This is a genomic window from Pedococcus dokdonensis (genome assembly GCF_900104525.1).
GTDB lineage: Bacteria > Actinomycetota > Actinomycetes > Actinomycetales > Dermatophilaceae > Pedococcus > Pedococcus dokdonensis.
The window spans coordinates 268,453-290,238 of sequence record NZ_LT629711.1; the positions used below are offsets into that span (position 1 = coordinate 268,453).

Genomic DNA, 21,786 nt, shown 5'->3' on the forward strand with positions numbered 1-21,786 from the left:
GACCCACCCGAGAGGCGCCCTGAGTGCGCGAGTACCTCCTCGTCCTGATGGTCGCCGCGGTGATCACGTATGCAGCGACGCCGCTGATGCGTGCCATCGCGGTGCGCACGGGCGCGTTCACCCCGGTGCGCGACCGTGACGTGCACTCGACACCGATCCCTCGGCTCGGGGGAGTGGCGATCTACCTGGGGTTCGCCGCGTCGATGATCGCGGCCAGCCACCTGCCGTACCTCGGGCAGGTGTTCCGGCTGGGTCCGGAGCTGCAGGGGGTGCTCGTCGGGGCCGGCATCGTCTGCCTGATCGGGGCGATCGACGACATCCGCGAGATGGACTGGCTGACCAAGATGGGTGGCCAGATGATCGCCGCCGGCATCATGGCGTTCAGCGGGGTGCTGCTCTACCAGCTCCCGATCGGCGGGGTGACGGTCCTGCCGCAGCCGTTCATGGTCGGGCTGACGGTGTTCGCGGTGGTGCTCTTCACGAATGCGGTGAACTTCATCGACGGGCTCGACGGGCTGGCGGCCGGGGTCGTCGTGATCGCCGGCACCGCCTTCTTCATCTACAGCTACGGGATCTCGCGCACCTTCGACCCGCCGAACGTGTTCTCGTCGGCGACGCTCATCTCGGCCGCGCTGATCGGGTGCTGTGTCGGCTTTCTGCCGCACAACTACCACCCAGCCCGGCTCTTCATGGGCGACTCGGGCGCCCTGCTGCTCGGGCTGCTGCTCGCGGCGGCCACGATCTCGACGACCGGCAACGTCACGCCCGCCCAGGTGAGCACCAACCCGGTGGCGGCGACGCTGCTGCCGCTCGTGGTGCCGGCGGCGATCATCCTGCTGCCGCTGGTCGACATCCTCCTGGCCGTGGTGCGGCGCACCGCGCGAGGGGAACGCCCCTGGCACCCCGACAAGCAGCACCTGCACCACCGCATGCTCCAGCTCGGACACGGCCACCGGCGGGCGGTGATCCTGCTCTGGCTCTGGGCGGCCGTGGCGGCCCTGGGCTCGGTGAGCTTCATCTTCGTCGACGACGCCAGGGTCGCCGGCGCGGGCGTGCTGGGGGCCGTGGTCGTCACCGGCGTGCTCACCCTCTGGCTGCCGCGCTGGTCGGTGCCGGGGCACCGGCCGCGCTCGCACTGACGCCGATCAGCCGTCCTCGAGGCCGAGGCGCTCGCGCAGCCCGGCGCGGACCTGCGGCCACTCGTCGCGGAGCACGCTGAACACCACCGAGTCGCGGAACGTGCCGTCGGCCCGGCGGGTGTGCCGGCGCAGCACACCCTCGCGGGTCGCGCCGAGCTTGGCGATAGCCGCCTGCGAGCGCTGGTTCACCGCGTCGGTCTGGATCTTCACGCGCCCGAAGCCACAGTCGAAGGCGTGCCCCAGCAGCAGCAGCTTGCACTCGGGGTTGACCTGCGTGCCCCACCACCGCGAGCCGTACATCGTCCAGCCGAGGTGGATCCGCTCGTTCTCGAGGTCGACGTCGCCGAGCGACGAGGTGCCAACCACCGTGCCCGCCTCGCCGAGGCCTCCCTCGCCAGTGAGTCGCACCGTGTATGCCGTGCGGCCCCGCGCGCCCGCCGCGATGTTGTCCTCGGTGTTGGCGCGGGTGGCGGCGAGGTCCGCTGGTGGCGGCCGCATGATGAAGCCCTGGGTGTAGACGTCAGGGTCGGTGTAGACCGCGTGCAGCCCCGGGGCGTCGTCGATGGTCATCACGTCGAGCCGGACGAAGCGTCCGCGCAGCGGCTCGCCGGTCGGGGGAGTGGCTGGCATGGCGGCAGGCTATCGACCCTGCCTTCAGCCCTCTGCCCCGTCATTTCACCCGCCACCGCCGCTGCCCTGCTGTGATCGGCGGTCGACCAGCGGAGGTGCCGGGCACGACGCACGCCGTGCCCGGCACATTGCTCACTGGAACGTGGTGCGGTACACCCAGTCAGTCGCGCTGTAGTAGAACGTGCTTTCCGTCCCCACCTTGGTGCGGAACTGCATGGTGCCGGTGGCAGAGGCAGCCTTGTGGAAGTAGAGGGTGGTGCCTACTCCCTTGGAGTTCTTGATCTTGTTCGAGCAGCAGTCCTTGACGAAGTGAAGCTGCAGGAACGCGGACCGCCCGTCTCCCCCCGTGTCGGCTACAGTGCCATCCACCTCCAGCCTGCCGTTGGCGTACCACCAGCGCCCTCCCGTGATGGCCACACCCGAGGCTGAGTGGCTCCACGAGTGGTAGACGACTGCGCTGGTGGCCGTCGGGACGACGGCCGGTGTCGAGGCCTGAGCGGCAGTGCCGGTTGACGCGGCGACCCCCGCCATCGCCAAACAGGTCACGGCCACTGACATGGACTTCTTCATGACGGTTCTCCGTCAGGAGAGCGGCGCGACCCCTCCGGTGGCGGGCGCCAAAGCGCTTGTGATACCTTTCACAAGCGCCCACAGAGGGGCGTGACCAACCCTTCGCCAGGCAGTCCAGCCCCGACGAACAAGGCGGCCAACGATGACCCAGCAGAGCGCCCAGACGGGGTCCTACCCGTTCAGTGCGACGCTCCGCGGCGCATTGGTCCCCACGGTGGTCGCAGGGGGTCTCGCAGCTCTGGTCCTCGGCCTCTTCCGTGGCGTGGCCGGTGGCGTTTCCGGCCTCGTGGGCGTCGCCATCGCGGTGGTCTTCTTCGCCTCCGGGCTGCTCCTCATGGACAAGCTCGTCCGCGACCGTGACCCCATGCTGTTCATGGCTGTCGGGATGGCGATCTACTTTGCCCAGGTGCTCCTGCTGCTGGGCGTCCTCATCGTCGCGGGCAAGGTCGAGTCGCTCGACATCTGGGCAGCCGGCGTGGCGATGCTGGTGGCCGTCCTGGCCTGGCAGGTCGGTCAGGTTCGAGCCTGGCGCCGGGCTCGCGTCCCCGTCTACGACCCCCCGGCGCAGGCCCCCCGGAGCCCCGGTGCCGGGACTCCCGACGAGTCCCAGACCGGTGTGTCAGGGGAGTCGTCGTGACCGCCTGGTCCCGCGTCGCCCCGATGCCGTGGAGTCGGGTAGCGTACGTGTCGTTCTGCGCCGAGGAAGCGTCGAGCAAGCGTTGCTCCCGGTTGTCCCGCACCGACCGTGAAGTCCCCGCGGTGAACGGGTCGTTGCACAGTTCATTCGAGGAGAGGCAGTGAGCCCCAACATGGTGTCTGCGGACCTGGTCACGACGATCGTGGCCTCCGGCGGCGAGAGCGGCTTCGAGACGCCGGGGACGGGCAACTTCTGGTGGCCGCTCATCGGCGGTGACAGCAACTTCGCGTTCACGCGGCCGGCGCTGGCGGTGCTGCTCTCGGTGGCCCTGATCGCGTGGTTCTTCGTCGGCGCCACCGGCAAGCTCTCGATCGTCCCGACCAAGCGACAGTTCCTCGTCGAGGGCACCTACAACTTCGTGCGCAACACGCTGGGCCGCGACATCATCGGCAGCAAGGACTTCCTGCAGTTCCTGCCGCTGCTGTTCACACTCTTCACGCTGATCCTGGTCAACAACGTCTTCGGGATCATCCCGTTCGTCCAGTACCCGACCTTCAGCCGGCTGGGCTTCCCGCTCGTGCTGACGGTGATCGTCTACCTCACCTACCACGCGGTCGGCATCCGGCGGAAGCACGGCATCGTCAAGTACCTGGGCTCGCTCATCCCGCCCGGCCTCCCCGGCTGGCTGAAGCCGATCATGTTCTTCCTCGAGTTCCTGACCTACTTCGTCATCCGGCCGCTCACCCTCGCCCTGCGACTCATGGGCAACATGCTGGCCGGCCACCTGATGCTGCTGGTCTTCATCCTCGGCGGTGAGTACCTCCTGCTGCACGGCGGCAACATCGGCCTCAAGGGTGCGGGCGTCCTCTCGATGGGCTTCGCCGTCGGCATGACCTTCTTCGAGCTGCTGATCGAGTTCCTGCAGGCGTTCATCTTCACCCTGCTCGCCGCGCTCTACATCTCGGAAGCGGTTTCCGAGCACCACTAAGACAGCTCGACCGTCGAGGCGCCTGGTCTCGTCTGCACCACCTGAATATCCACACCCCCGACACCGGGAAGCGGTCCCGGTGCCATGGAAAGGAAAAACGATATGTACGGCTCCATCGCCTACCTGGGCTACGGCCTCGCTGCTATCGGCCCCGGCATCGGTGTCGGTCTGATCTTCGCCGCCTACATCAACGGCGTTGCCCGTCAGCCCGAGGCTCGCGGCATGCTCCAGACGATCGCGTTCACCGGCATGGCGATCACCGAGGCGCTCGCCATCCTCGGTCTGGTCTTCGCATTCGTCTTCCAGGGCACCAACCCGAACTGACGCGACTTGTCGCTGCTCTGCACACCCGATCGTTCAAGAGATAAGGACGCGATGTGATCACCGCATCCGTAGTCGCCGCCGAGGAGACGGGGTGGCCCTCGGGCTTCCCGCTGCTCCCGCACCCGGCCGAGATCATCGTCGGGCTGATCGCCTTCGCCATCCTCTACTGGCTGGTGAAGACGAAGGTCGTCCCCAACATGGAGAAGCTGTACGCCGAGCGCACAGCTGCCATCGAGGGCGGCATGCAGCAGGCGGAAGAGGCCCAGCAGCAGGCCCAGGCAGCCCTCGAGCAGTACCAGGCGCAGCTCGCCGAGGCCCGCGCCGAGGCAGCCCGGATCCGCGAGGAGGCTCGCGAGCAGGGTGCGGCCATCGTCGTCGAGATGCGCGGTCACGCGCAGGCCGAGGCGGCCCGCATCACCGAGGCGGCGCACAAGCAGATCGAGGCCGAGCGCCAGCAGGCGGTCGTCTCGCTGCGCTCCGAGGTGGGTCGCCTGTCGACCGACCTGGCCAGCCGCATCGTGGGTGAGTCGCTGCACGAGGAGACCCGTCAGAAGGGCATCGTCGACCGGTTCCTCGCCGAGCTCGAGGCCGGGGAGATCCAGCCCGAGAAGGTCGGAGAGGGCGCCTGATGCGTGGCTCCTCGCGCGCGGCCGTGATCGCCGGGGGCAAGGCGCTCGACGCCGCGCTCGCCGGTGGGGTCGACCGCCGGGTGCTCGGTGACGAGCTGCTCGCCGTCGTCGGCGTGATCGACGGCTCGGCCACGCTGCGCCGCGCCCTCGGCGACCCGTCCCGCGAGAGCACGGAGAAGCAGGCCCTCGCCGAGGGCCTGCTGGGTGGGAAGGTCTCGGCCGAGACGATCGTCGTCGTCAAGAACGTCGTCGGGCAGCGCTGGTCCACCGAGCGTGACCTCTCCGACACCCTCGAGGAGCTGGCGATCACGTCGATCCTCGCGGGTGCCGAGCAGGGCGGCCGCATCGACCAGGTCGAGGACGAGCTGTTCCGGTTCGAGCGCATCGTCGCCGGCAACCCGGCGCTGCGCGACCGCCTCGCGAACCGCCAGGGCGACGTCGACGCCAAGGCCGGGGTCGTCAAGGAGCTGCTCGAGGGCAAGGTCACCGACGAGACCCTGCGCCTGGCCAGCCTCGCCGTCACCTCGCCCCGGGGCCGCAAGTTCGAGCGCACGCTCGAGCTGTACCTCCAGCTCGCGGCCCGTCGTCGCGAGCAGATCACCGCGGTGGTCACGGCGGCGACCGAGCTCACCGCCCAGCAGCGCGAGCGGCTGTCAGCGGCGCTGCAGGGCATCTACGGCAAGCCGGTCCTGCTCCAGGTCGTCATCGAGGAAGAGGTCCTCGGCGGCATCCGGGTGCAGGTCGGTGACGAGGTCGTCGACGGCACCGTGCTGCGACGCCTCGACGAGGCCCGCCGGCACATCGCCGGCTGAGCCGACCACCGGCACCCCGCCGCACGGCATACGCGCCACCAGCTGCACCGCACGACAACTGAAGACGCAGGACCACACCACAGACTTCGGTTCGACCCATCGGACCGGCTACCGAGGAGAAGAGACACCATGACGGAGCTTTCGATCCGTCCGGAGGAGATCCGGGACGCACTGGACAACTTCGTTCAGTCCTATGAGCCCGGCACGGCCTCCCGCGAAGAGGTCGGCCGCGTCAGCGACGCCGGTGACGGCATCGCCCACGTCGAGGGCCTGCCCTCGTGCATGACGAACGAGCTGCTCGAGTTCGAGGACGGCACGCTGGGCCTCGCGCTCAACCTCGACGTCCACGAGATCGGCGTCGTCATCCTCGGTGACTTCTCCAAGATCGAGGAGGGCCAGGAGGTCAAGCGCACCGGAGAGGTCCTCTCGGTCCCCGTCGGCGACGCGTTCCTCGGCCGTGTGGTCAACCCGCTCGGCCAGCCGATCGACGGCCTCGGCGCGATCGAGACGACCGAGCGCCGCGCCCTCGAGCTGCAGGCCCCCACCGTGGTCCAGCGCAAGTCGGTGCACGAGCCGCTGCAGACCGGCCTCAAGGCCGTCGACGCCATGACCCCCATCGGTCGCGGCCAGCGCCAGCTCATCATCGGCGACCGCCAGACCGGCAAGACCACGGTCGCGGTCGACACGATCATCAACCAGAAGCAGAACTGGGACTCGGGCGACCCGGAGCAGCAGGTCCGCTGCATCTACGTCGCGATGGGCCAGAAGGGCTCCACCATCGCGGCCGTCCGCGGCACCCTGGAGGAGGCCGGCGCCCTCGAGTACACGACGATCGTCGCGGCCCCCGCGTCCGACTCGGCCGGCTTCAAGTACCTCGCCCCCTACACCGGCTCGGCCATCGGCCAGCACTGGATGTACCAGGGCAAGCACGTCCTGATCGTCTTCGACGACCTGTCCAAGCAGGCCGAGGCCTACCGCGCCGTGTCGCTGCTGCTGCGCCGCCCGCCGGGCCGCGAGGCCTACCCGGGTGACGTCTTCTACCTGCACTCGCGTCTGCTCGAGCGCTGCGCGAAGCTCTCCGACGACCTGGGCGCGGGCTCGATGACCGGTCTGCCGATCATCGAGACCAAGGCCGGTGACGTCTCCGCCTACATCCCGACGAACGTCATCTCGATCACGGACGGCCAGATCTACCTCCAGGCCGACCTGTTCAACGCCAACGTGCGTCCCGCGATCGACGTCGGTGTCTCCGTCTCCCGGGTCGGTGGCGCCGCGCAGATCAAGGCGATGAAGGAGGTCTCCGGTCGTCTGAAGCTCGACCTCGCGCAGTTCCGCGCGATGGAGGCCTTCGCGATGTTCGCCTCCGACCTCGACCCGGCCTCCCGCGCCCAGCTCGCCAAGGGTGCCCGCCTGGTCGAGCTGCTCAAGCAGAAGCAGGCCGCGCCGTTCCCGGTCGAGGAGCAGGTCGTCTCGATCTGGACCGGCACCACCGGCCAGCTCGACTCGGTCGCCGTCGAGGACGTGTCCCGCTTCGAGACCGAGTTCCTCGACTACCTGCGTCGCGAGAAGAAGGGCCTGCTGGACGCGATCCGCGAGTCCAAGAAGTTCGAGGACGAGACGCGCTCGGGTCTCGAGGAGGCCGTGGGCAAGTTCAAGGAGCAGTTCCAGGCGTCCGGCTCCGAGAACACCCCCGTCGGCCACGAGGCCGACCCGGGTGCGCTCGACCACGACGTCTCGCAGGAGCAGATCGTCAAGCAGAAGCGCTGACCGGTGTGCCGGGTTCCCACCGTGGTGGGGACCCGGCGCCACCAGCGAACGTGCCGCGACCACGCGGCACACCGCAGGACCTGAACACGGCACCACGAACCACGACACGAACGAGAGAGGCGGCAACATATGGGAGCGCAGATGCGGGTCTACCGCCAGCGCATCCGGTCCGTCCAGGCGACCAAGAAGATCACCCGGGCGATGGAGCTCATCGCGGCCTCCCGCGTGGTCAAGGCGCAGCAGCGCGTGCGCGAGTCCTCGCCCTACGCCCGCGCCCTGACCCGTGCGGTCTCGGCCGTGGCGACCTTCTCGAACGTCGACCACCCGCTGACCACCGAGCACGAGGACGTGCGCCGCGCCGCGGTCCTGGTCGTGACCTCCGACCGTGGCCTCGCCGGCGCCTACAGCTCGTCGGTGCTCAAGGAGAGCGAGCGCCTCATCGGCGACCTGCGGGCCGACGGCAAGGAGGTCGTCCCCTACCTCGTCGGGCGCAAGGCCGTGGGGTTCTACAAGTTCCGCAAGCGCGAGTACGCGGACGAGTGGACCGGGTTCACCGACCAGCCGAACTTCGAGGTCGCCCGCGAGATCGGCGAGTCGCTCGTCGCAGCGTTCAACCAGGACTACGCCGAGGGTGGGGTGGACGAGGTCCACATCGTCTTCACGCGGTTCGTCAACATGGTGAACCAGGAGCCTGACGTCATCCGCATGCTGCCGCTCGAGGTCGTCGAGGGCGAGGAGGCTCCGGCCGAGGACGACGTCCTGCCCCTCTACGAGTTCGAGCCGAGCGCCGAGCAGGTGCTCGACGCGCTGCTGCCGAAGTACGTGACCGCGCGCATCTACAACTGCCTGCTGCAGGCAGCCGCGTCCGAGCTGGCCTCGCGCCAGAAGGCCATGAAGTCGGCCACGGACAACGCCGAAGAGCTCATCAAGAAGTACACCCGGTTGGCCAACCAGGCTCGCCAGGCCGAGATCACCCAAGAGATCAGCGAGATCGTGGGCGGCGCCAGCGCCCTCGCCGACGCCAGTTGAGAAGGTAGAGAGAATCCCATGACTGCCACTGTCACTGAAGAGACCAAGGCCGCCACCCCCGGTGGCATCGGCCGCATCTCCCGCATCATCGGCCCGGTCGTCGACGTCGAGTTCCCCGCCGACGCGATGCCGGACCAGTACAACCTGCTGACCACCGAGGTCGAGCTGTCGGGCGAGACGAAGAACCTCAACCTCGAGGTCGCCCAGCACATCGGCGACAACATGGTGCGCGCCATCTCCCTGCAGCCGACCGACGGCCTGGTCCGCGGCACCAAGGTGCAGGACACCGGCGGCCCGATCTCCGTCCCCGTCGGCGACGTCACCCTCGGCAAGGTCTTCAACACCACGGGCGAGGTCATGAACCTCGCCGAGGGTGAGACCTTCGAGGTCAAGGAGCGCTGGGGCATCCACCGCTCGGCCCCCGCCTTCGACCAGCTCGAGTCCAAGACCCAGATGTTCGAGACCGGCATCAAGGTCATCGACCTGCTGACCCCCTACGTGCAGGGTGGCAAGATCGGCCTGTTCGGCGGCGCCGGCGTGGGCAAGACGGTGCTCATCCAGGAGATGATCGCCCGAGTGGCCCGCGACCACGGTGGCGTGTCGGTGTTCGCGGGTGTCGGCGAGCGCACCCGTGAGGGCAACGACCTCATGGTCGAGATGGAGGAGGCCGGGGTCCTCGGCCAGACTGCCCTCGTGTTCGGTCAGATGGACGAGCCGCCGGGCACGCGTCTTCGCGTCGCCCTCTCCGCGCTGACCATGGCGGAGTACTTCCGCGACGTGCAGAAGCAGGACGTGCTGCTCTTCATCGACAACATCTTCCGCTTCACCCAGGCCGGTTCCGAGGTGTCCACCCTGCTGGGTCGTATGCCGTCCGCCGTGGGCTACCAGCCCACCCTTGCCGACGAGATGGGTGTGCTCCAGGAGCGCATCACCTCGACGCGTGGTCACTCGATCACCTCGATGCAGGCGATCTACGTGCCGGCCGACGACTACACCGACCCGGCTCCGGCCACCACGTTCGCGCACCTCGACGCGACCACCGAGCTGTCGCGTGAGATCGCCTCGCTCGGCATCTACCCCGCCGTGGACCCGCTGACCTCGACGTCGCGCATCCTCGACCGTCGCTACATCGCCGAGGACCATTACAACACCGCGGTGCGCGTCAAGCAGATCCTCCAGCGCAACAAGGAGCTGCAGGACATCATCGCGATCCTCGGTATCGACGAGCTCTCCGAAGAGGACAAGATCCTCGTCAACCGGGCTCGCCGCATCCAGCGCTTCCTGTCGCAGAACACCTACGTCGCCAAGCAGTTCACCGGCATCGAGGGTTCGACGGTCCCGCTGGCCGACAGCATCGAGGCGTTCACCAAGATCGCGGACGGCGAGTACGACCACGTGCCCGAGCAGGCCTTCTTCATGTGTGGTGGCCTCGACGACGTCGAGCGCCAGGCTGCCGAGATCGAGAAGAACCTCTGAGCAGGCGCACCACCGCGTGACCCGTGGGGCCGGCCGCACTCGGCTGGCCCCACGGCATACCACCGGCCACGAGGCGCGACCTCGCCGGCCGATAGACTCGAAGCACCGCACCACTGGAGGACACCGTGAGCACCCTGCAGGTTGAACTCGTCGCAGCGGACCGCAAGGTCTGGGAGGGCGAAGCCGACATGGTCGTCGCGCGCACCGTCGACGGCGAGCTGGGCATCCTGCCCGGTCACACCCCGCTGCTCGGCGTCCTCGTCGAGGGCGAGGTCCGGATCAAGTCGGGCGCCGGCTCGCAGAACGCCACCGTGGACGGTGGCTTCCTGTCCGTGGACCGCGACAAGGTCATCATCGTCGCCGAGGCAGTCGACGCCTCCAGCCTCTCGGCGTAGCAGCCACACGCCAGGGAAGGGGTGAGCATGTCGCCCGTCGTCTCCGCGGAGATCGTCGCCGGCGCCCTCATCCTGCTTGCGGTCATCGCGCTGACCTACATCTTCATCCGCCGTCGCCTGCTGTCGTCCGGGGCGCCGCTGATGCTGTGCGCTCTCCAGCCCCACGGTCGGTCCCAGTACCGCCTGGGGCTGCTGCGCTTCTCCGGCGGGTCGCTGGAGTGGTTCACGCTGATCGGCCCGTCACCCCGACCGGCCCGCACCTGGGAGCGGCCGCGCCTCGAGCTCGGCCCACCGGGCCAGCCCGAGGCGGCGATCGCCGGGCTGCCGGAGGCGGTCACGGTCGAGTGCCACTACGGCAGCGACACGTTCTCGATGGCCCTGGCCCCTGCGGCCTACACGGCGATGCGCAGCTGGCTGGAGAGCTCGCCCCCCGGCTTCAACGTCAACGTCGCCTAGCCCCGACGGTTCGGGGGTGCCTCGGCCCGTCCGCCACCGGGCTGCCACAGGACGTCGCCGCCGATCGGCAGGTTCGCGACGCGGGCCAGGACGAAGAGCAGGTCGGAGAGCCTGTTGAGGTAGGTCGCGGTGAGCGGGTTGACCCCGCCTTCACCCTTGGCGGTCCCGGGCTGGTCGCCGTAGGCCTCGATCGCCGCCCACGCCCGCCGCTCCGCGCGCCGGACGACCGTGGTGGCCACGTGCAGGTGGGCGGAGCCGACCGTGCCGCCGGGCAGGATGAACGAGCGCAGCTTCTCGACCCGCTCGAGGTAGCGGTCGCAGTCGGCCTCGAGCTCCTCGATCCAGGCGGCCTCGACGCGCAGCGGCGGGAACTCGTAGCTCGCCTGCAGGGGAGTGCACAGGTCGGCCCCGACGTCGAACAGGTCGTTCTGCACGCGCAGCAGCGTCTGCCGCACGTCGTCGGGCAGCTCACCCGCCGCGACGGCCACACCGATCGCGGCGTTCGCCTCGTTGGCGTCGGCGTAGGCCTGCAGCCGGACGTCGGTCTTGCTGGTGCGGCTCATGTCCCCGAGGTGGGTCCGGCCGTCGTCACCCGTGCGGGTGTAGATGCGCGTGAGGTTGACCATGGCACGAGGGTATGCCGCGTGGACGGGTGTGGTGTCGGGGGTGTGACGAGGCGCTCGCCACCGTGTCGAGGGGTGGTCGGTGCCTCGATAGGGTGGTGCGGTGGCTGAACGTTTCCGGGTCGTCGGTGGGTCCGCGCTGCGCGGTGAGGTCGCCGTATGGGGTGCCAAGAACAGCGCCCTGAAGCTGATGGCGGCGGCGCTGCTCGCCGTGGGCCGCACCCGCCTGACGAATGTGCCGGCCATCCTCGACGTGACGATCATGGCCGAGCTGCTGCGCCGCCTCGGCTGCACCGTGGACTACGACGCCCCGAGTGGCGTCGTGGAGATCGACGTGCCCGAGCAGATCGGCCACCGCGCCGACTACGACCTGGTCCGCGCGCTGCGCGCGTCCACCGCGGTGCTCGGCCCGCTCGTCGCCCGCTGTGGGGCGGCCGACGTGGCCGTGCCCGGCGGCGACGCGATCGGGTCGCGTGGCCTGGACCTGCACGCCGCGGGGCTGGAGGCGCTGGGCGCCACGGTGCACGTGACCCATGGCTTCCTCGTCGCCGAGGCCCCCCGCGGGCTCGACGGTGCCGAGATCCGCCTCGACTTCCCGAGCGTCGGGGCCACCGAGAACGTCCTGACCGCCGCCGTCCTCGCCCGGGGGGCCACCCGGCTCGAGAACGCCGCCCGCGAGCCCGAGATCGTCGACCTCGCCGAGCTGCTGGTGTCGATGGGCGCCCACATCACCGGCGCCGGCTCGTCGGTCGTCGAGATCGAGGGCGTCGAGCGGCTGGCGCCGGTCGAGCACGCCGTGGTCCCCGACCGGATCGCCGCCGGCACGTGGGCGTTCGCCGCTGCGGCGACCCGGGGTGACGTCGAGGTGGTCGGCGCCCGGCCCGAGCACCTGACCGCTGCCCTCGAGCTGGTGCGGGCCAGCGGAGCCACCGTCACGACCACCGAGCGCGGCTTCCGGGTCGACTCCGGGGGTCGTCGGCCGCGGGCGTTCGACGTGGCCACGCTGCCCTACCCGGGATTCCCGACCGATCTGCAGCCCTTCACCCTGGCCTGCAACGCGGTCGCCGACGGCTCGGCGATGATCACCGAGAACCTCTTCGAGGCACGTTTCCGCACGGTGCAGGAGCTCAACCGGCTCGGGGCCGAGACCCGCATCGACGGGCACCACGTCATGGTCCACGGGGTCGAGCGGCTGTCCGGCGCTCCGGTCGAGGCCAGCGACATCCGGGCCGGCGCGGCGCTCGTCATCGCGGGGCTGGTCGCCGACGGCGTCACCACGGTGAGCGGCGCCCAGCACATCGACCGTGGCTACGCCGGCTTCGCCGAGAGCCTGCAGGGGCTGGGTGCCGACGTCACCCGCGAGCCCGACGAGGCGCCCTACTTCTGAGCCGGTGCCCAGCGGCACCGGACCGGTGCGCAGCCGCCGTCCAGACAGTTACCAGATCTTGACCTGGACGCCGACAACCGAAACCCCCACCGCGCACGTCCTTGTGAGTGAATGTCTGTCACGGACGAGGGGGTTCGCATGTCGGTCAACGCAGCCAGGGCACTGCCCGTGCAGGTCCGTGCCACGCACACGGGCCAAGAGGTCGCGATCGTCGGCCGGATCGACGTGCACAGCGTCCCCGACGTCCGACTGCTCCTCCACGAGATCATCGACACCGGCTGCGGTGACGTGCACATGCGGCTCGCGGACGCCGAGATCGGCGACGCGACCGGGCTCGGCGTCCTGGTCGAGGCCTACAACCGGGCCCGCCGGGCCGGCCGCCGGCTGGCCGTGGTCGACATGAGCGAGCGCACCGGACGGCTGTTGCGTGCGTCACGCCTCGACCGCGCGCTGGTGCTCCGTGGGGAGCCCGCCCCCGTCACTGTGGCAGCCGTCACCGCCTGAACTCCTGCCTGAGCTGCCCTACCCGCCGGTACCTTCGGCGCTATGGCCGAGCCCACCGACGTCCAGTCGCCCGATCTCGTGCCCGAGGCCGCGGCGCCCGCGCGCCCCGAGCGCGACCGCCCCTGGGTGATGCGCACGTATGCCGGCCACTCCAGCGCCGCCGCGAGCAACGAGCTCTACCGCCGCAACCTGGCCAAGGGTCAGACCGGACTGTCGGTGGCCTTCGACCTGCCGACGCAGACCGGGTACGACCCCGACCACCCACTCGCCCGCGGTGAGGTCGGCAAGGTCGGCGTCCCGATCTCGCACGTGGGGGACATGCGCGCGCTGTTCGACCAGATCCCGCTCGCCCAGATGAACACGTCGATGACGATCAACGCCACCGCCATGTGGCTGCTGGCGCTGTACCAGGTCGTGGCCGAGGAGCAGGCCGAGGACACCGGTGCGGACCCCCGCGAAGCGGTGCGGGCGCTGGCCGGGACGACCCAGAACGACATCATCAAGGAGTACCTGTCCCGCGGGACCTATGTCTTCGCACCCGGCCCGTCGCTGCGGCTGATCACCGACATGGTCGCCTACACGGTCTCGGACCTCCCGAAGTGGAACCCGATCAACATCTGCAGCTACCACCTGCAGGAGGCCGGGGCCACGCCGGTCCAGGAGCTCGCCTACTCGATCTGCACCGCGATCGCGGTCCTCGACGCGGTGCGGGACTCCGGACAGGTGCCGGCGGAGCGGTTCGGCGAGGTGGTGGCCCGGATCTCCTTCTTCGTCAACGCCGGCGTGCGGTTCGTCGAGGAGATGTGCAAGATGCGGGCGTTCGTGCAGCTCTGGGACGAGCTCACCCGTGAGCGGTACGGCGTCACCGACCCGAAGCAACGACGGTTCCGCTACGGCGTGCAGGTCAACTCCCTCGGGCTGACCGAGGCCCAACCCGAGAACAACGTGCAGCGCATCGTCCTCGAGATGCTGGCCGTGACGCTGTCGAAGGATGCCCGCGCCAGGGCGGTGCAGCTTCCCGCCTGGAACGAGGCGCTCGGCCTCCCGCGACCCTGGGACCAGCAGTGGTCGCTGCGCATGCAGCAGGTCCTGGCGTTCGAGTCCGACCTGCTGGAGTACGACGACCTGTTTGCCGGGTCGACGGTCGTCGAGGCGAAGGTGGCCGAGCTCGTCTCCGGCGCCCGGGCCGAGATCGAGCGGGTGCAGGAGCTCGGCGGCGCGGTGCCGGCCGTGGAGAGCGGCTACATGAAGTCGGCCCTCGTCGCCTCGCACTCCCTGCGGCGTCAGCGGATCGAGACGGGCGAGGACGTGGTGGTCGGGGTCAACCGGTTCGAGACCACCGAGCCCAACCCCCTCACCGCCGACCTCGACTCCGCCATCCAGACCGTCGACCACGACGTCGAGGTCCGGGCGGCGGACGCGGTCCGGGAGTGGCGTGAGCGCCGCGACGCGGACCCGCAGGCTCGTGACCGGGCGCAGGCCGCGCTGGCTGCCCTGACCGCCGACGCCCGCAGCGGCACCAACCTCATGGCGGCCTCGCTCGAGGCGGCTCGCGCCGGGGTCACGACCGGGGAGTGGTCGCAGGCCCTCCGGGCGGAGTTCGGCGAGTTCCGCGCCCCCACCGGTGTCTCCGGGTCGGTCGGCGTGACGGACGGCGGCAGTGCCGAGCTGCGGGCGGTCCGCGAGGAGGTGCGCCGCACGGGCGCGGAGCTCGGGGAGCGGCTGCGGGTGCTGGTCGCCAAGCCCGGGCTCGACGGCCACAGCAACGGCGCCGAGCAGGTCGCGGTCCGCGCCCGGGACGCCGGCTTCGAGGTGGTCTACCAGGGGATCAGGCTGACGCCGGAGCAGATCGTGGCCGCAGCGGTCGCCGAGGACGTCCACCTCGTCGGCATCTCGATCCTGTCGGGCTCGCACATGGAGCTGGTGCCCGAGATCCTCGACGGCCTGCGCGAGGCCGGGGCGGGCGACGTGCCGGTCATCGTCGGGGGGATCATCCCCGACTCGGATGCGCGCGCTCTCCGCGAGCGTGGGGTGGCCGCCGTCTTCACGCCCAAGGACTTCGGGCTCACCGACATCATGGGCCGTTTCGTGGCCATCGTGCGGGCGTCGCGCGGCCTGGGCTGAGCCGCTGGGACCGACCCACGGAGTCGGCGGCGCGACGCCGCGATCCCGCTGGTCAGCCCCGTCTCGAGCCAACCGGGGGCACCCGGGCGAAACCTAGGCAAAATTCTTGTTCTGGTGTCGGCCAATCCCTGTTCACGCCGGCGCGTCATGGCTTACCTTCACCCGTGGCGTGGTGAACCGGTGGGGGAGTGTTTCCTCTGCGAGTCCTGGGCGGATCCTCGGGGCGAGTGGTTGTGCGGCCACGCGCGAAGGAGACCTCGTGTCGATGGAATCTCAGGGAAGGCGTCGCCGCGGCTACACAGCCGTCGTCGGTGTCAGTGCCCTGTCGATCGTGGCGGCGGCTGCCATGAGTGCAACCCCCGCCCTCGCGAGCACCAAGCCGGACCCCGCCAAGCACCGTGGCGCGGCCCTCAACCTCCCCCAGGGCGTCACCGGCGGCGGCTCGTACGCCCTCGGCACCAAGCGCTCGAACGCGGAGAAGGTGGACCGGTCCCTCGAGGGCGCCAAGGGCGCCGTCGACGTGATGATCGAGCTCGACGCGGTCCCCGCGTCGACCGCCTACACCCGGGCCCGCGCCCGTGGCGGCGCGGCCGCCACCTTGGCCTCCCGCAACCAGACGGCCACCATCAAGACGGCCCAGGCCAAGGTCGAGGCGCGCTTCGGTGCGTCCGCGACGAAGGCCCGCACCCTCTACCGCGCGCACGCGCTGTACGCGGGTGTCGCGGTCCGCACCGACGCGAGCAAGCTCCAGGCCCTCGCCGCCCTCCCGGGCGTCAAGGCCGTCCACCGGATCACGCCCAAGTCCCCGTCCAACTCCTCCTCGGTGCCGCTGATCGGCGCGCCGGCGGTGTGGAAGGCCAAGGCCGAGACCGGCCAGGGCGTCCGCGTCGGCGTCATCGACACGGGCATCGACTACACCCACGCGGACTTCGGGGGCCCCGGCACGCTCGCGGCATACAACGCCGCCAAGGCCTCCAACACGTTCACCCCCACCGCCAAGGTGGTCGGCGGCTACGACTTCGCCGGTGACGCGTACAACCCGAGCGAGGGCGTGACCACTCCGGTCCCGGACCCCAACCCGCTCGACTGCGAGGGCCACGGCTCCCACGTCAGCGGCACCACCGCCGGCCTCGGCGTCACCAAGGCCGGTGCCACCTACACCGGTGGTTACGACGTCGACATCGACCCGGCGACCCTCTCCATCGGCCCCGGTGTCGCACCGGGTGCCTCGCTGTACGCCCTCAAGGTGTTCGGCTGCGAGGGTGACACCAGCGTCGTCGGTGAGGCCCTCGACTGGGCGGCCGACCCCAACGGTGACGGCAACCTGTCCGACCGCCTCGACGTGGTCAACATGTCGCTCGGCTCCGACTACGGCTCCCCGGACGACCCGGACGCCGTGGCCTCCAACAACCTCGCTGCCCTCGGCACCGTCGTCGTCGCCTCGATGGGCAACGCCGGCGACGTCTACGAGGTCGGCGGCGCCCCCGGCAACGCCACCCGCGTGCTGGCCGTGGCCGCCTCGGACGACGGCAACGACGTCGTCGACGGCCTCAAGGTCGACAGCCCCGCCGGCATCGAGCCGGCGAACACCATCGACGGCGAGCAGGACAACGTCTTCGCGGCGCTGAAGTCGGTGGCGTACGACTGGGTGAACGACCCGGGCGTCACGAACACCGAGGTCGTCGAGATCGGTGACTGGAGCCAGCCGGCTTCGCCCACCAACAACATCGACGGCTGCTCGCCCTTCTCCACGGCCGATGCGGCCAAGGTCGCGGGCAAGATCGTGCTGACGCAGTGGTTCGACGGGACGGGTCGCCGCTGTGGCTCCGCCGGTCGCGCCCAGTTCGCCCAGGACGCCGGCGCCGCCGGTGTCATCTACGGCAGCGACGTCAACTCGTTCTCGGCCGGTGTCACGGGTGACGCGGACATCCCCGCGATGCTCACCGTCAACCAGGCCACCGTCGCCATCCGCGCGAAGCTCGAGGCCACCCCGGCCGTCCAGGTCTTCGCGACCATGACGAACGAGCTGCGCAACAGCGTCACGGTGAAGAACCCGGGTTCGATCGACAAGATCGCCGGCTTCTCCTCGCGCGGTGTCGGCATCGCCAACAACGTCAAGCCGGACGTCGCGGCTCCCGGTGTCACCACGTTCTCCGTCGCCGTCGGCACGGGCAACGAGGGCATCGCCGAGAGTGGCACCTCGATGGCTTCCCCGCACGTGGCCGGCGAGGCCGCCCTCGTGCGTGGCGCGCACTCGAACTGGACCTCCGAGGAGGTCAAGGCCGCCATCATGAACACGGCGACCCAGGACGTCTTCGTGGGCGACAACCACACCGGCAACGTCTACGGTCCGGAGCGAGTCGGCTCGGGTCGGGTCAAGGCCGACGCGGCCGTCGGCACGACCACGCTGGCCTACGTCAAGGACACCCCGGGTGCGGTCAGCGTGTCGTTCGGCCCGGTGGCCGTCACGGCGGCGACCACGACCCTCACCAAGACCGTCAAGGTGGTCAACAAGCGCCCGACCGGGACCGCGTCCTACACGATCGGTTACGCCGCGGCGCACCCGACCCCGGGCGTGACCTACTCGTTCAGCCCCAGCCAGATCAGCCTCCCGGCTGGCGGCTCGGCTGACGTCAAGGTCACGGCGACCATCACGCGCTCGGCCCTGCGGGCCGTTCCGGACCCGACCCGCCCGAGCGACCCGCTCGAGGTGGGCATCGACCAGAACTACCGCGCCGACGCCAGCGGCCGCATGGTCCTGACGCCGGTGGGCGCCACCACGGGCTCCAAGCTCCGGGTGCCGGTCTGGTCCGCTCCCCGTCCGGCCTCGGCCATGAAGGCCGCGGCGACCGTCACGGTCACCGGTGGCACGGTCAAGACGGGCAAGCTCGGGCTCAACGGCACGGGCGTCAAGCAGGGCAGTGGCAGCACCGGCTACGAGTCGTCGGTCTCCACGTTCCAGCTGCAGGGCACCAGCCCGATGATCCCGAGCTGCACGTCCACCCTGGTGGTCAACTGCATCGCCTTCGCCGACGACCGCTCGGCCGACATCCGCTACGTCGGTGCCGGCTCGGACGCTCCGACGTACCCGGCGGCAGACCTCGCCGAGGCGTTCGTCAGCTTCGGTGTCACCAGCCACGGACCGTGGCGCACCCCCGCCTCCTACACGGAGTTCGACGTGTACCTGGAGACGGACTCGAGCAGCCCGGGGCCTGACGCCGCGGTCTACAACACCCGGTTGGTCACCACGGACGACTACGACTACTTCCTCGCGGAGCTGGTCGACATCCGTCCGGGGAGCCCGACCGAGGGCGAGGTCCTCGACGACCAGCTGCTCAACGGCATCGACGGCTCCTTCGACACCAACGTCTTCAACAGCGACTCCCTGGCCCTCCCGGTCTCGGTGGGTGTGCTGAAGGACGCCGGTCTCATCACGGGTGCCACGCCGAAGATCAAGTACTGGGTGCAGTCCTACACGGCCGAGGCCGGCAAGGTCGACCAGGTGGGTTCCGCAGCCGCTCCGATGACGCTCAGCGTGGCCTCGCCCGCGCTGTCCGCCTACGGCGACTTCGCCACCCTGCTCAACTCCGAGCAGCCCGGCACGGTCCTCGACGTCCGTCGTGACGACGCAGCCATGGCCACGGACAAGCCCCAGGGCCTGTTCCTCATCCACCACCTGAACACCAACGGTGCTCGGGCCCAGGTGGTGCCGGTCCGGCTCGCGACCAAGACGACGCTCACCGCCAACGACCGCGATTTCAAGTACGGCTACCGCCCGACCTTGACGGCCACGGTCAGCCCGTCCGCAGCGACGGGTTCGGTGACGTTCTCGGACGGCAGCCGGGTCATCGGCACGGTCAAGCTCACCAGCGGCAAGGCGGTGCTCAAGGCACCAGTCCTGTCCAAGGGCACGCACAAGCTGACGGCGAGGTACACCGCCTCGACGGCGTACGCCCCGTCGACGTCGGCCGCCATCACGGTGGTCGTGCGCTGACCCTGCTCCACCCCGTGTGACCTCTGGGCCCCTGCCGACCGGCAGGGGCCCAGAGTCTTGTCCGGGCCGGCGTCGTGCGTCGTGCCGGGGGAGGACCTTGGGCTCAGAGCCAGGTGCCGCGGCGCAGGACCTGCCGCAGCTGGAGCCGGTCGTCGACCACGACCACGTCGGCGTGCTGCCCCGGGGCCAGGCTTCCGACGCGGGGGAGCGCCAGTGCCCTGGCCGGCGTGGCGGAGGCCGCGGTCACGGCATCGACCAGCGGGACGCCGAGGTCGTCGACCAGCCAGCGCACCTGCTCGAGCAGCGTGCTGACGCCGCCAGCGAGGGTGCCGTTGTCGCGCAGCCGCGCCGCCCGGCCGCTGACCGCCACGTCGAGCCCGCCCAGTGAGTAGGCGCCGTCGGGCAAGCCGCTGGCGGCCATCGCGTCACTGACCAGCGCGACCTGCCCGGGGCCGACGGTGTCGAAGAGCATCCGCACCGTCCCCGCGTCGAGGTGCACGCCGTCGGCGATCACCTCGAGCACCGCCTCGCGTCGTCCGGCGGCGGCGATGGCTGCCCCGACCGGGCCGGGGGACCGCGAGAGCAGCGGTGGCATGCCGTTGAACACGTGAGTGGCCAGCGGCACCCCGCCGCGCACGCCAGCGGCGGCTCCGGCGAGGGCGCGGGTTGCGGTCGCGTAATCGGCGTCGGTGTGCCCCAGGGCCGCGAGGGCACCCACGCTGGCGAGGGCCGTGGGCACGGTCTGGCCTCCGGGGCGCTCCGGAGCCCAGGTCATCTGCGCGAACGCTCCCTCGCCGGCCGCCTCGCCGAGGGCCTCGACGAGTGCGACGTCTGCGTCGACGAGGGCGGCAGGGTTCTGCGCGCCGCACCGGACCATCGACAGGAAGGGTCCCTCCAGGTGTATGCCGGCCAGCTCGCCGCTGCGGACGAGGTCACCGAGCGTGCGGGCTCCGGCGACGAGCACGGCGGCCGGCGCCGACACGAGCGACCCGACGACCGTCGTGGTGCCCTGGCCGTGGTGGTGGCGCGCGGCCCGATGCGACCCGCCCGCGTCGGGGCCGAACTCACCGCCGTTTCCGCCGTGGCAGTGGATGTCGACCAGTCCCGGCAGGAGGGTCAGCCCCGCCTGCCAACCGTCCGGCTCGGCCACCTCGGCCCAGTCGTCGGGCAGGGAGGCGCGCTCACCGGCATACGCGATGGTGCCCTCGGCGACCGCCACGGCACCGTCGCCCACGACGCGGTCGGGCAGGACGACCGCCCCGGTGAGCACGGTCCGGGAGGTGCGGGGGCTCGCAGAGGTCACGTGAGGATGATGGACCTGGACAGGTGTCGCGGTCGATCCGGGTCCACGCCGGCCTGCTGCGCCTTGGCGACGCACAGGCGGTGCAACCGCACCAGGTCGGCCAGCGGGTCGATGTCGCGGTGCTCGAACCGGGCCCCGGTGGCGCGCACGTCGTCGGCCAGTCCGTCGGGGACCTCGCCGAACGCCCAGGTGACCCGACCGGTGGTGGCGATGCTGATCGGACCGTGGCGGTACTCCATGGCGGGGTAGGACTCGGTCCAGAACTGCGCCGACTCGCGGAGCTTCAGGGCCGCCTCGTGCGCGAGCCCGATGGTCCACCCGCGGCCGACGAAGGTGAGCTGCTCGGCGTCGAGCAGGCCCGCCAACGCGGTCTGCTCGTCCTCGGCCAGGATCCCCTCGGCGTCGGCGATCGCAGCGGTCAGGTCCTCACCCAGGGTGGCCCGGAGCAGGGCCAGCGTCGTCGTCGCGAAACGCGTCTGCACGACCGACTGCTCGTCGACCTCGTCCATCATCAGCTGGTGCTTGGCCAGCCCCGGGATGGGCGTGCCGGCGGTGGCGACGATCGCCGTGGTGACCCGGCCGCGGGCCCGGAGCGCCTCGAGCAGCTCGACCACCTCGGTGGTGGTGCCGGACCGCGAGATGGCGACCACGTGGTCGTAGTCGCGCTCCAGCGGGTACTCGCTGGCGGCGAAGGCGTCGGTGTGGCCCTGGCCGGCTCCCTCGCGCAGGGCGGCATACGCCTGCGCCATGTAGTAGGACGTGCCGCACCCGGTCACGGCGACGCGGGCCCCGGGGGCCGGCAGGGCCGCGCGGGCCTCGGGCACGCGGGTGAGGACGGCCCGCCAGTCGGCGGCCTGGGTGGCGATCTCGGCCGCCAGATGCGAGGTGGTCACGGCGCAGCGCTCCTGTCGTGAACGAATGAGAGTGTTCTGATTGTGTAACCGTCACATTCGATCAGTCAAGCGCAGGAGGGTTTGGCGGTGGTTTGACCGGATTGCT

Annotated in this window: 20 protein-coding genes; 15 read left to right on the top strand and 5 right to left on the bottom strand. The window is 70.4% G+C overall.

Translation table 11 applies throughout. From position 1 onward, the window contains the following. Window positions 1-23 precede the first annotated feature (23 nt). Window positions 24-1,139 carry an MraY family glycosyltransferase gene (locus tag BLQ34_RS01350; RefSeq protein WP_091780486.1) on the top strand — a complete coding sequence of 372 codons (1,116 nt, stop codon included), beginning with the start codon at window positions 24-26 and terminating at the stop codon, window positions 1,137-1,139. 6 nt (window positions 1,140-1,145) lie between these two features. On the opposite strand, the gene BLQ34_RS01355 is transcribed toward BLQ34_RS01350, so the two are convergent. After that, on the bottom strand, window positions 1,146-1,769 hold the full coding sequence (locus tag BLQ34_RS01355; RefSeq protein WP_091780489.1) for a GNAT family N-acetyltransferase: 624 nt from the start codon (window positions 1,767-1,769) through the stop codon (window positions 1,146-1,148). A 132-nt stretch (window positions 1,770-1,901) separates the two neighbouring features. Continuing rightward, on the bottom strand, window positions 1,902-2,327 hold the full coding sequence (locus tag BLQ34_RS01360; protein ID WP_157692847.1) for a hypothetical protein: 426 nt from the start codon (window positions 2,325-2,327) through the stop codon (window positions 1,902-1,904). Between the two features lie 154 nt (window positions 2,328-2,481). On the opposite strand from BLQ34_RS01360, the gene BLQ34_RS01365 reads away from it, so the two are divergent. The 10 genes from BLQ34_RS01365 to BLQ34_RS01410 all read left to right on the top strand — a co-directional run bounded on the left by BLQ34_RS01365 (window position 2,482) and on the right by BLQ34_RS01410 (window position 10,852). Beyond that, entirely contained in the window at window positions 2,482-2,976 is a 495-nt protein-coding gene (locus BLQ34_RS01365) for a hypothetical protein (RefSeq protein ID WP_091780495.1), read from the top strand. A gap of 160 nt (window positions 2,977-3,136) precedes the next feature. Next, window positions 3,137-3,964 (top strand): F0F1 ATP synthase subunit A, encoded by an 828-nt coding sequence (gene atpB / locus BLQ34_RS01370; RefSeq protein ID WP_231961388.1) that lies wholly within the window; start codon window positions 3,137-3,139, stop codon window positions 3,962-3,964. Window positions 3,965-4,066: 102 nt separating this feature from the next. After that, a complete protein-coding gene (gene atpE / locus BLQ34_RS01375; RefSeq protein WP_030527793.1) occupies window positions 4,067-4,288 on the top strand; it encodes an ATP synthase F0 subunit C in 222 nt (73 codons plus the stop codon). Between the two features lie 53 nt (window positions 4,289-4,341). Beyond that, window positions 4,342-4,917 (top strand): F0F1 ATP synthase subunit B, encoded by a 576-nt coding sequence (locus BLQ34_RS01380; protein WP_091780498.1) that lies wholly within the window; start codon window positions 4,342-4,344, stop codon window positions 4,915-4,917. Next, complete coding sequence (locus BLQ34_RS01385; RefSeq protein WP_091780500.1) at window positions 4,917-5,729, top strand: F0F1 ATP synthase subunit delta; 813 nt, start codon at window positions 4,917-4,919, stop codon at window positions 5,727-5,729. Before BLQ34_RS01380 ends, BLQ34_RS01385 begins: the two co-directional genes overlap by 1 nt. A 129-nt stretch (window positions 5,730-5,858) precedes the next feature. Then, on the top strand, window positions 5,859-7,496 hold the full coding sequence (gene atpA, locus BLQ34_RS01390) for a F0F1 ATP synthase subunit alpha (protein WP_091780503.1): 1,638 nt from the start codon (window positions 5,859-5,861) through the stop codon (window positions 7,494-7,496). 129 nt (window positions 7,497-7,625) lie between these two features. Further along, a complete protein-coding gene (locus tag BLQ34_RS01395) occupies window positions 7,626-8,525 on the top strand; it encodes a F0F1 ATP synthase subunit gamma (RefSeq protein ID WP_091780506.1) in 900 nt (299 codons plus the stop codon). Between the two features lie 18 nt (window positions 8,526-8,543). After that, window positions 8,544-10,001, top strand: a complete 1,458-nt coding sequence (atpD, locus tag BLQ34_RS01400; RefSeq protein WP_091780509.1) for a F0F1 ATP synthase subunit beta — start codon at window positions 8,544-8,546, stop codon at window positions 9,999-10,001. A 125-nt stretch (window positions 10,002-10,126) separates the two neighbouring features. Next, the gene (locus BLQ34_RS01405; protein WP_091780512.1) at window positions 10,127-10,396 is read left to right on the top strand and encodes a F0F1 ATP synthase subunit epsilon; all 270 of its coding nucleotides are present in this window, start codon (window positions 10,127-10,129) and stop codon (window positions 10,394-10,396) included. A 27-nt stretch (window positions 10,397-10,423) separates the two neighbouring features. Continuing rightward, entirely contained in the window at window positions 10,424-10,852 is a 429-nt protein-coding gene (locus tag BLQ34_RS01410) for a DUF2550 domain-containing protein (RefSeq protein WP_157692848.1), read from the top strand. Here the strand turns inward: BLQ34_RS01410 and BLQ34_RS01415 are convergent. Beyond that, the gene (locus BLQ34_RS01415; RefSeq protein ID WP_091780517.1) at window positions 10,849-11,478 is read right to left on the bottom strand and encodes a cob(I)yrinic acid a,c-diamide adenosyltransferase; all 630 of its coding nucleotides are present in this window, start codon (window positions 11,476-11,478) and stop codon (window positions 10,849-10,851) included. The genes BLQ34_RS01410 and BLQ34_RS01415 overlap by 4 nt on opposite strands. 100 nt (window positions 11,479-11,578) lie before the next feature. Between BLQ34_RS01415 and murA the strand changes: the two genes are divergently transcribed. The 4 genes from murA to BLQ34_RS01435 all read left to right on the top strand — a co-directional run bounded on the left by murA (window position 11,579) and on the right by BLQ34_RS01435 (window position 19,484). After that, on the top strand, window positions 11,579-12,862 hold the full coding sequence (murA, locus tag BLQ34_RS01420; protein WP_091780520.1) for a UDP-N-acetylglucosamine 1-carboxyvinyltransferase: 1,284 nt from the start codon (window positions 11,579-11,581) through the stop codon (window positions 12,860-12,862). Between the two features lie 138 nt (window positions 12,863-13,000). Next, on the top strand, window positions 13,001-13,366 hold the full coding sequence (locus tag BLQ34_RS01425; protein ID WP_091780523.1) for an STAS domain-containing protein: 366 nt from the start codon (window positions 13,001-13,003) through the stop codon (window positions 13,364-13,366). Between the two features lie 129 nt (window positions 13,367-13,495). Next, entirely contained in the window at window positions 13,496-15,490 is a 1,995-nt protein-coding gene (locus tag BLQ34_RS01430) for a protein meaA (protein WP_231961576.1), read from the top strand. A 346-nt stretch (window positions 15,491-15,836) separates the two neighbouring features. After that, window positions 15,837-19,484: a S8 family serine peptidase gene (locus BLQ34_RS01435; RefSeq protein ID WP_172829333.1), complete on the top strand. Its 3,648-nt coding sequence runs from the start codon at window positions 15,837-15,839 to the stop codon at window positions 19,482-19,484. 103 nt (window positions 19,485-19,587) lie between these two features. Here BLQ34_RS01435 and BLQ34_RS01440 read toward each other — a convergent pair whose 3' ends face one another. After that, window positions 19,588-20,787, bottom strand: a complete 1,200-nt coding sequence (locus BLQ34_RS01440) for an N-acetylglucosamine-6-phosphate deacetylase (protein WP_197674752.1) — start codon at window positions 20,785-20,787, stop codon at window positions 19,588-19,590. Next, the gene (locus tag BLQ34_RS01445) at window positions 20,784-21,680 is read right to left on the bottom strand and encodes an SIS domain-containing protein (protein WP_091780531.1); all 897 of its coding nucleotides are present in this window, start codon (window positions 21,678-21,680) and stop codon (window positions 20,784-20,786) included. The genes BLQ34_RS01440 and BLQ34_RS01445 overlap by 4 nt, the downstream gene beginning before the upstream one ends. Window positions 21,681-21,786: the final 106 nt, after the last annotated feature.